General features: G+C 60.7%; 10 protein-coding genes. 5 read left to right on the forward strand and 5 right to left on the reverse strand.

Annotation, left to right across the window (positions count from 1 at the left end; genetic code table 11):
• Together QMX86_RS16410 and QMX86_RS16415 are read left to right on the forward strand one after the other, a co-directional pair.
• Nucleotides 1–3,645, forward strand: a complete 3,645-nt coding sequence (locus QMX86_RS16410) for a transporter substrate-binding domain-containing protein (protein WP_282385996.1) — start codon at nucleotides 1–3, stop codon at nucleotides 3,643–3,645.
• A gap of 49 nt (nucleotides 3,646–3,694) precedes the next feature.
• On the forward strand, nucleotides 3,695–6,640 hold the full coding sequence (locus QMX86_RS16415) for an HD domain-containing phosphohydrolase (RefSeq protein ID WP_282385994.1): 2,946 nt from the start codon (nucleotides 3,695–3,697) through the stop codon (nucleotides 6,638–6,640).
• On the opposite strand, the gene QMX86_RS16420 is transcribed toward QMX86_RS16415, so the two are convergent.
• Nucleotides 6,641–7,123 carry a GAF domain-containing protein gene (locus QMX86_RS16420; RefSeq protein WP_016770850.1) on the reverse strand — a complete coding sequence of 161 codons (483 nt, stop codon included), beginning with the start codon at nucleotides 7,121–7,123 and terminating at the stop codon, nucleotides 6,641–6,643. It lies immediately after the preceding gene.
• Nucleotides 7,120–8,010, reverse strand: a complete 891-nt coding sequence (locus tag QMX86_RS16425) for an ATP-binding protein (protein WP_064120239.1) — start codon at nucleotides 8,008–8,010, stop codon at nucleotides 7,120–7,122. The genes QMX86_RS16420 and QMX86_RS16425 overlap by 4 nt, the downstream gene beginning before the upstream one ends.
• Nucleotides 8,011–8,175: 165 nt before the next feature.
• Between QMX86_RS16425 and QMX86_RS16430 the strand changes: the two genes are divergently transcribed.
• Nucleotides 8,176–10,497, forward strand: a complete 2,322-nt coding sequence (locus QMX86_RS16430) for a response regulator (protein WP_282385987.1) — start codon at nucleotides 8,176–8,178, stop codon at nucleotides 10,495–10,497.
• On the opposite strand, the gene QMX86_RS16435 is transcribed toward QMX86_RS16430, so the two are convergent.
• The 3 genes from QMX86_RS16435 to msrB form a co-directional block, all read right to left on the reverse strand.
• Nucleotides 10,481–10,939, reverse strand: coding sequence for a MarR family transcriptional regulator (locus tag QMX86_RS16435; protein WP_122507517.1), 459 nt, complete (start codon nucleotides 10,937–10,939; stop codon nucleotides 10,481–10,483). The genes QMX86_RS16430 and QMX86_RS16435 overlap by 17 nt on opposite strands.
• Nucleotides 10,936–11,421 (reverse strand): glutathione peroxidase, encoded by a 486-nt coding sequence (locus tag QMX86_RS16440; protein ID WP_016770854.1) that lies wholly within the window; start codon nucleotides 11,419–11,421, stop codon nucleotides 10,936–10,938. Before QMX86_RS16440 ends, QMX86_RS16435 begins: the two co-directional genes overlap by 4 nt.
• Before the next feature lie 104 nt (nucleotides 11,422–11,525).
• On the reverse strand, nucleotides 11,526–11,921 hold the full coding sequence (msrB, locus tag QMX86_RS16445; RefSeq protein ID WP_122611555.1) for a peptide-methionine (R)-S-oxide reductase MsrB: 396 nt from the start codon (nucleotides 11,919–11,921) through the stop codon (nucleotides 11,526–11,528).
• 224 nt (nucleotides 11,922–12,145) lie between these two features.
• On the opposite strand from msrB, the gene QMX86_RS16450 reads away from it, so the two are divergent.
• Together QMX86_RS16450 and htpX are read left to right on the forward strand one after the other, a co-directional pair.
• Complete coding sequence (locus QMX86_RS16450) at nucleotides 12,146–13,357, forward strand: pyridoxal phosphate-dependent aminotransferase (protein WP_016770856.1); 1,212 nt, start codon at nucleotides 12,146–12,148, stop codon at nucleotides 13,355–13,357.
• 303 nt (nucleotides 13,358–13,660) lie between these two features.
• Nucleotides 13,661–14,548, forward strand: coding sequence for a protease HtpX (htpX, locus tag QMX86_RS16455; RefSeq protein WP_007908619.1), 888 nt, complete (start codon nucleotides 13,661–13,663; stop codon nucleotides 14,546–14,548).
• Nucleotides 14,549–14,746 lie beyond the last annotated feature (198 nt).

The following is a 14,746-nucleotide window of genomic DNA, read 5'->3' on the forward strand; positions in this document are numbered from 1 at the left end:
ATGCCCAGCCGTCTGAAGGACTACCTGATCACCTTGAGCGCCGTTCTGTATCTGAGCGCCAATGCCCTCGCCGCGCCAAGCGCTACACCGGACTATGCGTTGCTCAGCCGCTCGGCCACCAAGGCCGTTCAAACTGTCCTGCAGCCGTCACAACGGCAATGGCTGCAGACTCGCAGCGAACTGAAACTGGGTACCTCCGCACCTGATTACCCGCCATTCGACATGACCGTCAGTGGCCAGGACTACGAGGGACTGACCGCCGATTACGCAGGGATTCTCGGTCAGGCCACCGGTTTGCCGATTCGCGTGCAACGCTTTCCCTCGCGCGAGGCTGCAATTCGCGCCTTGCTCGATGGCCAGATCGACCTGCTTGGCACAGCCAACGGCTACGAAGCAGGCAATGCCAACCTCGCGCTTTCCAGACCCTATGCGGTCGATCAGCCGGTACTGGTAACCCGCGAGGACGAAACCCGCTCGCTGACCGAAGGCCTCGCCGGGCTGCGCCTGAGCATGGTGTATCACTACCTGCCGGTGCCCGAGATCAAAGCGCTGTATCCCAAAGCGCTGATCACCTGCTATCCGTCCTACCAGAACGCAATCAACGCGGTGGCCTTCGACCAGGCCGATGTGTTTCTCGGCGACACCCTCTCCACCCATTACATGATCAACAAGGGCTATCTCAACAATGTCCGTATGGCCAACTTCGGCAAGCAGGAAGCCCATGGCTTCAGCTTCGCCGTGCGGCGCAGCAATCCGCAGCTGCTGGGCATCATCGACACGGTGCTCGCAGCGATCCCGGGCAGTCAGCGCGACGACATCGCCAAGCGCTGGAGCGCCGGCAGCGACCTGCTGCTCACTGACAGAAAACTGCAGCTGACTGATCGTGAGGAAAACTGGCTCAAGCAGCATCCCGTCGTCAGCGTGGTGGTCAATGAAGCTTACGCACCGTTGACCTTCTTCGACAGCGCCGGCAATTTCCGCGGCATCAGCGCCGACCTGCTCGAGCTGATCCGCTTGCGTACCGGCCTGCGTTTCGAGGTTCAGCGCAGCCGCAACGATGCGGAAATGATCAGGCAGATCGACAACCACAAAGCCGATCTGATTGCCGCCCTGCTGCCCAGCGCCGAACGTGAAAAAAACCTGAGCTTCAGTCGCCCGTATCTGGAAAATTCCTACGTGCTGCTGACCCGCAAAAGCGCCGACAGCCCGACCAATCTGGGCCAACTCAAAGGCAAGCGTCTGGCGATCGCCCAAGGCAATCCGCTGGTCGCCTACTTGCATGAGAATTTTCCGGGCATCGAACTGATCGAAACCCCCGACACGTTCAGCGCCGTGTCGATGCTCGCCGACAACCATGTCGACGGTGCGGTGAACTCGCTGGTGATCGCCAACTATTTCATCTCCTCGCGCATATTCGATCGGCCACTGCAAATCACCACCACGATCGGCACCAGTCAGGCAGCCTTCTCGCTGGCGACCGCACGTGACAACACCGAACTGGCCTCGATCATCAACAAGGCGCTGCTGAGCATCGCTCCCGAGGAGCTCGGCGTGATCAACGGCCGCTGGCGCGGTTACTCCACGGCATCACAGAACATCTGGCAAAACTACCAGCGCCTGTTCTACCAAGTGGTCGCAGCCGCCGGCCTGATCCTGCTGCTGTTGTTGACCTGGAACGCCTACATGCGCCACCAGATCAAACAACGCCAGGCTGCCGAACGTGCACTGAACGATCAACTGGAGTTCATGCGCTCGCTGGTCAACGGCACGCCGCACCCGATCTACGTGCGAGATCGCCAGGGTCTGCTGCAAAGTTGCAACGACAGTTATCTCGAAGCGTTCAACGCCAGACGCGAGGACATCATCGGCAAAGGCGTGATGCAGGGCACCCTGAGCAACGCATGCGAGGCCGAGGCATTCCAGGCCGATTACCAGAGAGTCATTGCCGAAGGCACTCCGTTGATCCTCGACCGGCCCCTGCACATCGGCAACCGCCGTTTGACGATTTACCACTGGATTCTTCCCTACCGCGACTCCAGCGGTGACGTTCAAGGGATTATCGGCGGCTGGATAGACATCAGTGAACGCCGCCAATTGTTTGAAAAACTGCGTGCAGCCAAAGAACAGGCGGACGAGGCGAACCGGGCCAAAAGTACCTTCCTGGCAACCATGAGCCATGAGATCCGTACGCCGATGAACGCCGTGATCGGCATGCTCGAACTGACCCTGCGACGCATCGATCCGCAACACCCCGATCGCGCATCGATTGACACGGCCTACCATTCGGCCAAGGATCTGCTCGGGCTGATCGGCGATATCCTCGACATTGCCCGCATTGAGTCTGGACGTCTGAGCCTGTCCCCGGAGTGGATCAATCTGGTCGACACAGTAACCTCCGTTGCCCGCATCTTCGACGGCCTAGCGCGGCAGAAAAACCTTGCCTTGCAAGTCGTCTTCAACCCGCCGCACCCGGCTGTGGATGTGCATCTGGATCCGCTGCGCTTCAAGCAGGTGCTGTCCAACCTGGTCAGCAACGCTATCAAGTTCACCGAAAGCGGCCACGTGCGGATCACCCTCGACCTGATCCCGGCAGACGCTGCTGGTCGAACATTGATGCAGCTGACCGTGCAGGACAGCGGCTCAGGCATCAGCGCCGAAGATCAACAGCGCTTGTTCGAGCCATTCTCGCAGGCGGAAAACGGCAGTCGGCAGGCAAAAAACGGCGCCGGACTGGGGCTGGTCATCAGTCGCAACCTGTGCGAAATGATGGGCGGACAACTGCAGTTGAGCAGCCAGCCCGGCATCGGCACTCAGGTGTGCATATCGCTGCCGCTGGACAGCCTGCCGGCAAAGGCGAATCCGCCGAAAAGCGAACCGTTGATCAAGCCTGCGACAACGCCGTTACATGTCCTGGTTGTCGACGACCATCCGGCCAACCGTCTGCTCATGTGTCAGCAACTGGAATTTCTCGGACATCGCTTCAGCATTGCCGAAGATGGCTGCAGCGGCCTCGAACGGTGGAAGGCCGATCATTTCGATCTGGTGATCGTCGACTGCAACATGCCCTTGATGAACGGCTACGAGATGACCCGTGGGATTCGCCAGCTTGAACTGCAAAATCATCGCCCGCCGTGCACCGTGCTGGGTTTCACCGCCAATGCCCAGCCGGAAGAAGTCCAGCGCTGCAAGCTCGCCGGCATGGACGACTGCCTGTTCAAACCGTTGAGTCTGACCCTGCTCGGACAGTGGATCGACGGCATCACGCCGGCTTCACCGGCCTCGGTGTTCGATCTGCAAAGTTTGAGCTTGCTGACCGGCAACAACCCGGCGCAGACCCGACGCATGCTGGTGGAGCTGCTCAAGAGCAGCCGCCTCGACCGCGAGGAACTGCTCAGGCTGTCGCCCGAGGATGATCGCGAAGCGCTGGCGGTGGTTGCGCACAAGATCAAGGGCGCAGCACGCATCGCGCAGGCCTCGCGGTTGATCGAATGTTGCGATGAGCTTGAGACCGCTTGCCAGCAAGCGCTCGCGCCACAGGAGATTGCCCGTCGCTGGGCGGCAACCAGCCAAGCGATGCTCGAACTGGCGCAGGCCCTGCAACAGCAATTGTCCCTGGCCGATCAAGGCACAGTCAGCGAGTCTTAACTATGCTTGGACGCTGAGCAGTGAGTTAAACATTCATGGAGAGCCTGCAATGCACAGCCCACTGCGCCCCGAGCAACGCCGGTTGCCGCTGCACGTGCACATCAGCGTCATGTTCACCTTTCTTTTATTGCTTACGGGCGTGGTGCTGGGCCTGTTCAATTACCACCAGACCACGCAGATCATTCTGTCGAGCAGCGAAAAGCTGTTTGACCGCATTGAGCAGGATGTACGCCTCGATCTGCAGGCAACCTATCAGCCGATCCGCAACCTGCTGAGCCTGCTGGCGGACACCCCGGCGGCCCACGCGAGTGATCTGGAACACCGCCTGCCGTTGCTCAAACCCTTCAGCCAGTCGCTCACCGATAACCCGGCGCTGGCATCGCTGTATCTGGGTTATACCAATGGTGATTTCTTCATGGTGCGCGCGCTGCGCACTCCGGCTCTGAAGGCACAGCTTCAGGCGCCGGAAGCGGCGGCCTATCAAGTCTGGAGCATCGAGCACGAGCCGCAAGGCACTGTACGCTCGCAATCACTGTTCTTTGATCAGGCCCTGACGCCGCTCAGCCGCCGCGATCATCCAGGCGAGCCATACGATCCGCGCAGCCGGACCTGGTTCAGCGACGCCCTGCAACAGGCCGGGCAAATCACCACCGAGCCCTATGTATTTTTCTCGACCCACAATGTCGGCACCACGCTGGCACGGCGCAGCGGCGAGAACGCGGTGATCGGCGCCGACCTGACCCTCGCTTCGCTGTCGACCGCCCTGGGCAAGCACCGAGTCACGCCTTCGACAGAGATCGCGTTGTACGACACCGACGGCAACGCCGTGGCCTATCACGACAGCCATCGCCTGATCGTCGATGACCGCACTGCGCGTCTGGCCAGAGTGGCCGATCTCAGCCCTGAGCTGAACGCGCTGCTCAGCTCCGACATTATCGGCAAGCGTCTGCAAGTAAACGATCGGCAATGGATCGTCGCGCGCACCAGCATCGAGGAAGGCGGGCCGAAAGGTCTGCAACTGGCGCTGCTGGTGCCGGAAGACGAATTGCTGGTGGATGCGTTCCGGATGCGCTGGCAAGGCGCGCTGATCACCCTGGCCATCCTGTTGCTGTGCCTGCCATTGGGCTGGGTGATTTCGCGGATTCTGGTCAAGCCGCTGCATGCCCTGGTCAAGGAAGCCGACGCGATCCGCAGCTTCGACTTCAGTTCTCCGCTGGCGCGCCGCTCGCCCGTACTGGAAGTCGATCAATTGAGCCTGTCGATGGCGCGGATGAAAGAAACCCTCGGCAGTTTCTTCCGCATCACCGACAGCCTTTGCGCCGAAACCCGCTTTGCCCCGCTGCTCGAACGCGTGCTGTTCGAAACCGTGCAGATCGCTCAGGCGCAGGCCGGTCTGATCTACCTGCGCGAAGCCGACGGCGCACGCATGGAACCCTATGGACTGGTGATTGATGGCGTGCCGCAGAAGCTGGAGGCGTTCGACGTTCAGGGACGCGAACTGCATAAGAACACCGGACCGGCGTGGTTCGAGCAACTGGCCAGAGCCAACAATACCGTCAGCCATCTGGGCTTCGATCAGGCCGGCGACTTGCAGAAAATCCTCCTGGCCATGGAAGCGCCGCGCATCCACTTGATCGGTATTCGCCTGCACAACCAGCACGATGAAACCATCGGCCTGCTGATTCTGCTGGTCAATGACAGTGGTGAGCCGAGTGATCTGGAAAAGCTGCGGCCTGACCGAATTGCCTTCTTGCAGGCAGTGTCCGGCGCGGCGGCGGTGAGCATCGAAAGTCAGCGTCTGCAAGCGCGGCAGAAACAACTGCTCGACGCGTTCATTCAACTGCTGGCCAGCGCGATCGACGCCAAGAGTCCCTACACCGGCGGCCATTGCCAGCGGGTGCCGGAATTGACGCTGATGCTCGCCCAGGCTGCTGCGGCAAGCCAGGACCCGGCGTTCAGCGGCTACCAGCCGAGCGAGGATGAATGGGAGGCGCTGCACATTGCCGCCTGGCTGCACGATTGCGGCAAGGTCACGACGCCGGAATACGTAGTCGACAAGGCCACCAAACTCGAAACCATCAACGACCGCATCCACGAAATCCGCACCCGCTTCGAAGTGCTCAAGCGTGACGTGTGGATCAACTACTGGCAGACCCTGGCAAGCGGTGCAAACGAAGCGGCGCTGGCCCGCGACCGTGATAGTGAGTTGCTGATGCTCGACGACGACTTCGCCTTTGTCGCCCGCTGCAATCTCGGTGGCGAGGCCATGGCCGAGGCCGATCTGCTGCGCCTCGAGCAAGTCGCGCAACGCAGATGGCTGCGCACACTGGATGATCGCCTCGGTGTGTCCTGGGAAGAAAACCGCCGCCAGGCAAAAACACCGGCGGCGACGCTGCCCGTCAGTGAAACACTGCTGGCCGACAAACCCGAGCATCTGATCGAACGCGACAAGAACGAGCTGATCCCCGAGGACAACCCCTGGGGCTTCAAACTCGATGTACCCGCGTACAAGTATAACCGCGGCGAGTTGTACAACCTGAAGATCGCCCGTGGCACGCTGACCCGCGAAGAGCGCTACATCATCAACCATCACATGGTGCAGACGATCATGATGCTCAGCCACCTGCCCTTCCCCGGTCACCTGGACAGCATTGCCGAGATCGCCGGCGGCCATCATGAAAAAATGGACGGCACCGGGTATCCGAAACGGCTGAAGCGCGAGGAAATGAGCCTGCCGGCGAGGATGATGGCGATTGCCGATATTTTCGAAGCGCTGACTGCCGCCGATCGCCCTTACAAGAAAGCCAAGTCGCTGAGCGAGGCGCTGGGGATCATGGCGACCATGTGCCGTGAAGCGCACATCGATGCGCCGTTGTTCGGCCTGTTCATCAATGAGGGTGTGTACATGCAGTACGCGACGCGGTTTCTTGATCCCGCGCAAATCGACAGCGTGGATACGGCCAGCCTGTTGCACAAGGCTGGCCTCAGCGGTTGATCAGCAGTCGGTCAGGCGCAGGAAAATCGCCGCCAGTTGCTCGATGCCGGCCTGATCCTCGGCGCCGAAACGCGCCAGCTTCGGGCTGTCGAGGTCGAGCACACCGATCAGGCGTCCGTCCTTGACCAAGGGCACTACCAGTTCGCTGTTGGACGCGCTGTCGCAGGCGATGTGGCCCGGGAAGGCATGTACATCCTCGACGCGCTGGGTTTGCAGGCTGGCAGCAGCAGCGCCGCAAACACCGCGCCCGAACGGGATGCGCACGCAAGCGATCTGACCCTGAAACGGGCCGAGCACCAGCTCTTCGTTGCGATTGAGGTAGAAACCGGCCCAGTTCAGATCATCGAGCTGGTTGAACAGGAACGCGGAAAACTGCGCGGCATTGGCGATGAAGTCGCGTTCGTCCGCCAGTAGCGATTCCAGTTGCGCGGCCAACATACCGTAGCCTTCGAGGCCCTGGCCGCTTTGTTGCAAATCAATCATGCCTTGTGCTCCAGCAATTTCAGTCCCACCCAGTAGCGGGCGAATTGATACGCGCAACGTCCGTTGCGATTACCGCGGCCGGTGGCCCAGCGCACGGCGAGGATGTCCAGTGCTTCGTCGCGCTGCCAGCTCAGGCCGGCCTTGGCGGCCAACTGGCCGATCCAGTGCTCGACGACGTTGAGAAAATGTTCCTGGGTAAACGGGTAGAACGACAGCCACAGACCGAAACGATCAGACAGGGCGATCTTGTCTTCCACCGCTTCGCTCGGGTGCAACTCGCCGTCGACGCGCTTCCAGTTTTCGTTGTCGCTTTCCTTTTCCGGCACCAGGTGGCGTCGGTTGGAAGTGGCGTACAGCAAGACGTTGTCGGGTGCCTGCTCGAGCGAACCGTCGAGCACGCTTTTCAGCACGCGGTAGTCGCCTTCGCCGGATTCGAACGACAGGTCATCGCAGAACAGCACGAATCGTTGCGGCAATTTGGCAATTTGCTCGACCACCCGTGGCAGGTCAGCCAGGTGATCGCGTTCGATCTCGATCAGACGCAGGCCGGCACCGGCGTGCTCGGCCAGCAACGCACGCACCAGCGAAGACTTGCCGGTACCGCGCGAGCCCCAGAGCAAGGCGTGGTTGGCCGGCATGCCATCAAGAAATTGTTGTGTGTTGCGCCCCAACTGCTCCAGCTGCCGGTCGACGCCGATCAGGTCGGACAGACGCATGTCGAGGCTGACTTCCAGCGGCAACAGGTAGCCGCTGCGACCGTCACGCTGCCAGCGCGCTGCCAGGCATGTGTTCCAGTCAATGACGGGGCGCGGTGCCGGCAACAGTGGTTCGATTCGCGCCAGAACCGACTCGGCGCGTTCAAGAAAAGCATTCAATCGGGAATCCACGTCTTCTCCTCGGGCACTTTCACAGTGATGATGACGATCCAGCGACGACACACAGATAAAATCGCCTCAGCAAGCCTTGTTACAAGGCGATTCGGGAACCTCGGTATCCCTGCATGATCGACTATGCTTGAGCAGCGAAGGGAAACGGAAGTGGTTCAACAACCCATGGATATCAAATTCACCCACCGGCTGTCTTACAAGCAAGCCAGGCTTACCGTGCTGGTCGGGTTCATTCTGGGCACCCTGCTCAGTCTGCTGCAGATCGGCATCGATTATGCCAGCGAAGACGCTTCCATCAACCGGGAAATCCTCGCACTGCTGGAAATCAGCCACAATCCGGCCTCGCGCATCGCCTACAACATCGATGCCGAACTGGCGCAGGAGCTCACCCTCGGCCTGCTGCGCTCGCCGGCGATCATCGCCGCGCAACTGATCGACAACAACGAGACCGTCCTGGCCAACGTCAAACGCCCGGAACTGCAGAGCAGCTATCGGCTGATCAGCGACTTCCTGTTCGGCGCCAAGCGTCATTTCGAAGATCGCCTGTACCTCGACCACTTGCCCAACGAATCCCTCGGCGTTCTCAAGCTTGAAGTCGACACTTACGCCTTTGGCAGCCGCTTCTTGCGCCGCGCGGAAGTCACCCTGCTCAACGGTTTCGCCCGCAGCCTGCTGCTGACCGGGATCCTCCTGGCGCTGTTCTACGTGATGCTGACCAAACCACTGGTGCGGGTCATCCGTGAACTCAGCGGCCGCGACCCGCGCAGCGCCGAGCCGACCACGCTCGAGTGCCCGGCCGGCCACGGCAACGATGAGATCGGGGTGCTGGTCAAAGTCGCCAATCAGCAGTTCGAGAACATCGCCACCGAAATCCAGCAACGGCGCACCGCGGAAAACCGCCTGACCGAATACCTCGCGCAACTGGAAGACATCGTCTCGGCGCGCACCGCCGAGCTCAAGGCAATCAACGCCCGCCTCAGCCAATCCAACGAAGAACTGGAAGTAGCACGCCGCACCGCGCTGGACATGGCCGAAGCGCGTTCGGCGTTTCTGGCCAACATGAGCCATGAAATCCGCACACCGCTCAACGGTTTGCTGGGGATGATCGCGCTGTCACTGGACGGCCCGCTCAACGCCGAGCAGCAGCAACAATTGTCGATCGCCCACGACTCGGGCAAGGTGCTGGTGGAACTGCTCAATGATATTCTCGACCTGTCGAAATTCGACGCCGGGCAACTGGAGCTGGAAAACATCCCGTTCGACCTCGGTTCGCTGATCGAAGACACCGCCAACCTGCTCTCGCAGAACGCCGCGCCAAGCGTCGAGCTGACCTGTCTGATCGAGCCGCACTTCCCGGCGCTGGTGCTGGGCGACCCCACCCGGGTGCGGCAGATCGTCAGCAACCTGCTGTCCAACGCGCTGAAATTCACCCGCTTCGGTCGGGTCGATGTGCGTCTGTCGGCGTACAAGGGTGGCGTGCGCATCGAAGTCTGCGACACCGGCATCGGCATTGCCCAGGAAGCGCAGGTGAAAATCTTCCAGCCGTTCACCCAGGCCGGCGCCGGTATCACCCGTCAGTACGGCGGCACCGGGCTGGGACTGGCGCTGACGTACAACCTGTGCGAGGCGATGCAGGGTCGGCTGACCATCAGCTCCGAAAGCGGCTTCGGCAGCCAGTTCTGCGCCGAACTGCCACTGCCCTCTCACACCCGCGCCCTCCCACCGCAGCCATTACGCGGCAAGGTCCTCGCCATCACCGCTGCCAGCAGTGGTCTGGCGGAATTGCTGAAAAGCCTGTTGCCGGTGTGGGGCCTGGAATACACGCAGCGCACCATTGATGATTCGCTGCTGGGCCTGAATCCGGATGTGCTGATCACCGATTGTCCGGAATGCCTGTTCGGTCTGCGCCCGAGCATCACTGCGCCGATTCTGCTGGTGACTGCTTACGGCAGTTTTCTGCCCAGCGAAGAAGCCGCCGCCCTCGCCCCCTTGCAGCAGCAAGCCCGGCCGCTGGCGCGCAACGCGCTGTACCAGCATCTGCGACGGATTCTGCAACCGGAGGTCGCCGCCCTCACCGAAGCGCAAGCGGACGCCTCGCCATCCGCGCGCCGGGGCAAGGTGCTGCTGGTCGAGGACAACCCGGTCAATCAACTGGTGGCAAAAGGCATGCTTGGCAAGCTTGGCTGCGATGTGGTGGTGGCGGGGCATGGCGCCGAGGCGCTGGATCAGCTGGAGTTCGCCGATTTCGATCTGGTGTTGATGGACTGCAACATGCCGGTGATGGACGGCTATGAAGCCAGTCGGCAGATTCGCCAGAGCGGGCGCTGGCCGAATCTGCCGATTGTCGCGCTGACCGCCAATGCCATGTCCGAGGAACGCGAACGTTGCCGCGCGGCCGGCATGAGCGACTATCTGGCCAAACCGTTTCGCCGCGAAGAACTCGCCGCGTTGCTCGATCAGTGGATGCCGACTACGAAAGCCCTTTGATCTGCCCGAGCAAGTGATCGAGGCCGGCGCGCAAATCATTGAGCCGGTCAAGATCAACGCCGCTGTCGCACAGCAGTCGCGCCTTGAGTGGCCCGACCTGCTCGCGCAGTGCCGTTCCGGCAGGCGTCAGGCTCAGGTGCATCTCGCGTTCATCCCGCGCCGAGCGCCGACGCTGGACCAGATCGTTCTGCTCCAGACGTTTGAGCAAAGGCGTCAACGTCCCCGAGTCCAGGGCCAAGCGTTCGCCCAAGGCCTTGACCGTCGGTTGCTCCGGCGCAGCATCCTGCCATTCCCACAGCACCAGCATCGCCAGGTACTGCGGGTAGGTCAGGCCCAACTGATCGAGCATCGGCTTGTAGGCGCGAATCACCGCCCGCGAGGCCGCGTACAGCTTGAAGCACAACTGGCTGTCGAGCTTCAGCGAATCAACCGCCAGGCTCATTTCAGCAGAGCTTCGATCTCGCCGCTCAGGTCTTGCGGCTTGGTCGTCGGGGCGAAACGCTTGACCAACTGGCCATCCTTGCCGATCAGGAACTTGGTGAAGTTCCACTTGATGCCCTGCGAGCCGAGCAGGCCCGGGGCGCGCTTCTTCAACTGCACGAACAGCGGGTGAGCATCGGCGCCGTTGACGTCGATCTTCTTGAACAGCGGAAAGCTGACGCCGAAATTCAGTTCGCAGAACTCGCTGATGGCGCCCTCATTGCCCGGCTCCTGTTTGCCGAACTGGTTGCAGGGGAAACCCAGTACCACCAGCCCCTGGTCCTTGTAGGTCTGCCAGAGTTCTTCGAGGCCCTTGTATTGCGGGGTGAAGCCACACTTGCTCGCGGTATTGACCACCAGCACGGCTTTTCCGGCGAAATCGGCCAAGGTCTTTTGCTCGCCCTTGATGGTGGTGCACGGGATATTCAGCAGGTTGTCGCTCATGGGTCGGCTCCGCAATGGTCAGGAAGGCGCAAACATAACGAGCAATTGAATTGTGTGCAATCTAATTGACCGATAAAAAGGCGACGCGATGTCGCCTGTTTCGGTTATTCCCGGGGCTCGAGATTCAGGCACACCGAGTTGATGCAATAACGCAGGCCGGTCGGTGGTGGGCCATCCGGGAACACGTGCCCCAGATGCGCATCGCAGCGCGCGCACTTCACTTCTGTGCGAATCATGCCGTGGCTGGTATCGCGGATCTCAGTCATCGCGCTATCGCCGATCGGTGCGTAAAAGCTCGGCCAGCCGCAGCCGGAGTCGAATTTGGTCTTCGAGTCGAACAAAGGCTCGTTGCAGCACACACAGTGGTAGACACCGTCGGTTTTGGTGTCGTTGTATTTGCCCGAGAACGGACGCTCGGTGGCACTCAGACGGCAGACGTTGTACTGCTCGGGGTCGAGCATGGCACGCCATTCTTCCAGGGTTTTCTGCAACTTTTCCATCATCACACCTCAGCGGCTGAAAAAGCCCGATCTGTACCTTTTCCACGGATCGGGCGGCACGTATGATTGCGCCTCGTCACGCGCCAGTCTGGCAGCCAGACCGGGCGCATTCAAACGGATTCTGAGCGCAAAAGCGCCAGACCTCCGCCTGTGCGAAGACGCAGCAATCCCAGTACGGTTGTCCATTTGCCGCCTGGATCGTTCATTTTCGGGATCACATCGCCATGCAGTTCAGCAAATCGAACAAGCTCGCCAACGTCTGCTACGACATTCGCGGCCCGGTGCTCAAGCACGCCAAACGACTGGAAGAGGAAGGCCAGCGCATCCTCAAGCTGAACATCGGCAACCCGGCGCCGTTTGGTTTCGAAGCGCCGGACGAAATCCTCCAGGACGTGATCCGCAACCTGCCGACCGCGCAGGGCTACAGCGATTCCAAAGGCCTGTTCAGCGCGCGCAAGGCGGTGATGCAGTACTACCAGCAGAAGCAGGTTGAAGGTGTCGGCATCGAAGACATCTATCTGGGCAACGGTGTGTCCGAGCTGATCGTGATGTCGCTGCAGGCGCTGCTCAACAACGGCGACGAAGTGCTGGTGCCAGCCCCGGACTATCCGCTGTGGACCGCTGCCGTCAGCCTCGCTGGCGGTAACGCTGTGCATTATCTGTGCGACGAAGGCGCCGACTGGTTCCCGGATCTGGCCGACATCAAGGCCAAGATCACCCCGAACACCAAGGCCATGGTGATCATCAACCCGAACAACCCGACCGGTGCGGTGTACTCGAAGGAAGTGTTGCTGGGCATGCTGGAAATCGCCCGGGCGCACAATCTGGTGGTGTTCTCCGACGAGATCTACGACAAGATTCTTTATGACGACGCCGTGCACATCTGCACCGCTTCGCTGGCGCCGGACCTGCTCTGCCTGACCTTCAACGGCCTGTCGAAATCCTACCGCGTGGCCGGTTTCCGCTCCGGCTGGATTGCCATTTCCGGGCCGAAACACAACGCGCAGAGTTACATCGAAGGCATCGACATGCTGGCCAACATGCGCCTGTGCGCCAACGTGCCGAGCCAGCACGCGATCCAGACCGCGCTGGGCGGCTACCAGAGCATCAACGATCTGGTGCTGCCGCAGGGTCGCCTGCTGGAGCAGCGTAACCGCACCTGGGAGTTGCTCAACGATATTCCCGGCGTCAGCTGCGTGAAGCCGATGGGCGCGTTGTACGCGTTCCCGAAAATCGACCCGAAGGTCTGCCCGATCCACAACGACGAGAAGTTCGTGCTTGATCTGCTGCTTTCCGAGAAGCTGCTGGTGGTGCAGGGCACGGCGTTCAACTGGCCGTGGCCGGATCACTTCCGCGTGGTCACCCTGCCCCGCGTCGATGATCTGGAAATGGCCATCGGCCGCATCGGCAACTTCCTCAAGTCCTACCGCCAGTAATGGGCCAGCAGTGCGCAACGAATTGGCTGTTGCGCACTGTCTGATTCAGCAACACATCTTTGTTCCGCGCCTTTGCAGCCCTTCTACACTTGCGATGCGAGCCGTACAGACGTATCTGACCTAATGGCGGCGGGGCGAAAGGCTGTGTCATCCGTGTCGGAATCGAGGGTGGGAATTTTCTTTTTGCTCAGGAAACCGCTGTAGGACACAGTTTGAAATAGTCACTCGGTTGAATAGCCCGGTGCCGCACCTTATATACCCCGCAGTACGCTACATCTTTAGCTTGAGGAGAGTTCTACAACCATGATGCGCATCCTGCTGTTTTTGGCCACTAACCTGGCGGTCGTGCTGATAGCCAGCATCACCCTGAGCCTGTTCGGCTTCAACGGGTTCATGGCGGCCAACGGGGTCGACCTCGACCTCAGTCAGCTGCTGGTCTTCTGTGCGGTCTTTGGTTTCGCCGGCTCGCTGTTCTCGCTGTTCATCTCCAAGTGGATGGCGAAGATGAGCACCGGCACGCAAATCATCAGCCAGCCACGCACCCGTCATGAGCAATGGCTGCTGCAAACGGTCGAGCAATTGTCCCGCGAAGCCGGGATCAAGATGCCTGAAGTCGGGATTTTCCCGGCCTACGAAGCGAATGCTTTCGCTACCGGCTGGAACAAGAACGACGCGCTGGTCGCGGTCAGCCAGGGCCTGCTCGAGCGATTCTCGCCCGATGAAGTGAAAGCCGTATTGGCCCACGAAATCGGTCACGTCGCCAACGGCGACATGGTCACGCTGGCGCTGATCCAGGGCGTGGTGAACACTTTTGTGATGTTCTTCGCGCGGATCATCGGCAACTTCGTCGACAAGGTCATCTTCAAGAACGAAGAAGGCCAGGGCATCGCCTACTACGTCGCGACCATCTTCGCCGAACTGGTGCTGGGCATCCTCGCCAGCGCAATCGTCATGTGGTTCTCGCGCAAGCGCGAATTCCGTGCCGACGAAGCCGGCGCCCGCCTGGCCGGTACCAGCGCGATGATTGGCGCTCTGCAACGTCTGCGTGCCGAACAGGGCCTGCCGGTGCACATGCCCGATACCCTGAACGCCTTCGGCATCAACGGTGGCATCAAACAGGGCTTCGCCCGCATGTTCATGAGCCACCCGCCGCTGGAAGAGCGTATTGACGCACTGCGTCGTCGCGGTTGATTTGACCGAAGTGAAAAAGAAGGCCCGCAGCGATGCGGGCCTTTTTTGTATCTCCAGATCATGCGTTGTCGGCAAAGCCCCATTCGCGAGCAGGCTCGCTCCCACCTTTGGAATGCATCCCACTGTGGGAGCGAGCCTGCTCGCGAAGACGCCGGAGCTGCTGACAGAAAACTATCTGGAAGCAACCTGATGAACCCT

It is taken from the genome of Pseudomonas sp. PS01270 (assembly GCF_029959775.1).
Classification (GTDB): Bacteria; Pseudomonadota; Gammaproteobacteria; order Pseudomonadales; family Pseudomonadaceae; genus Aquipseudomonas; species Aquipseudomonas atacamensis.

Bases quoted from the DNA above. Each gene is read 5' to 3' on its own strand.
- QMX86_RS16410 (WP_282385996.1), top strand. From the start codon at position 1: ATGCCCAGCCGTCTGAAGGACTACCTGATCACCTTGAGCGCCGTTCTG.
- QMX86_RS16440 (WP_016770854.1), bottom strand. From the start codon at position 11,421: ATGAGCGACAACCTGCTGAATATCCCGTGCACCACCATCAAGGGCGAG.
- msrB (WP_122611555.1), bottom strand. From the start codon at position 11,921: ATGGAAAAGTTGCAGAAAACCCTGGAAGAATGGCGTGCCATGCTCGAC.
- QMX86_RS16435 (WP_122507517.1), bottom strand. From the start codon at position 10,939: ATGAGCCTGGCGGTTGATTCGCTGAAGCTCGACAGCCAGTTGTGCTTC.
- QMX86_RS16415 (WP_282385994.1), top strand. From the start codon at position 3,695: ATGCACAGCCCACTGCGCCCCGAGCAACGCCGGTTGCCGCTGCACGTG.
- QMX86_RS16420 (WP_016770850.1), bottom strand. From the start codon at position 7,123: ATGATTGATTTGCAACAAAGCGGCCAGGGCCTCGAAGGCTACGGTATG.
- QMX86_RS16430 (WP_282385987.1), top strand. From the start codon at position 8,176: ATGGATATCAAATTCACCCACCGGCTGTCTTACAAGCAAGCCAGGCTT.
- QMX86_RS16450 (WP_016770856.1), top strand. From the start codon at position 12,146: ATGCAGTTCAGCAAATCGAACAAGCTCGCCAACGTCTGCTACGACATT.
- htpX (WP_007908619.1), top strand. From the start codon at position 13,661: ATGATGCGCATCCTGCTGTTTTTGGCCACTAACCTGGCGGTCGTGCTG.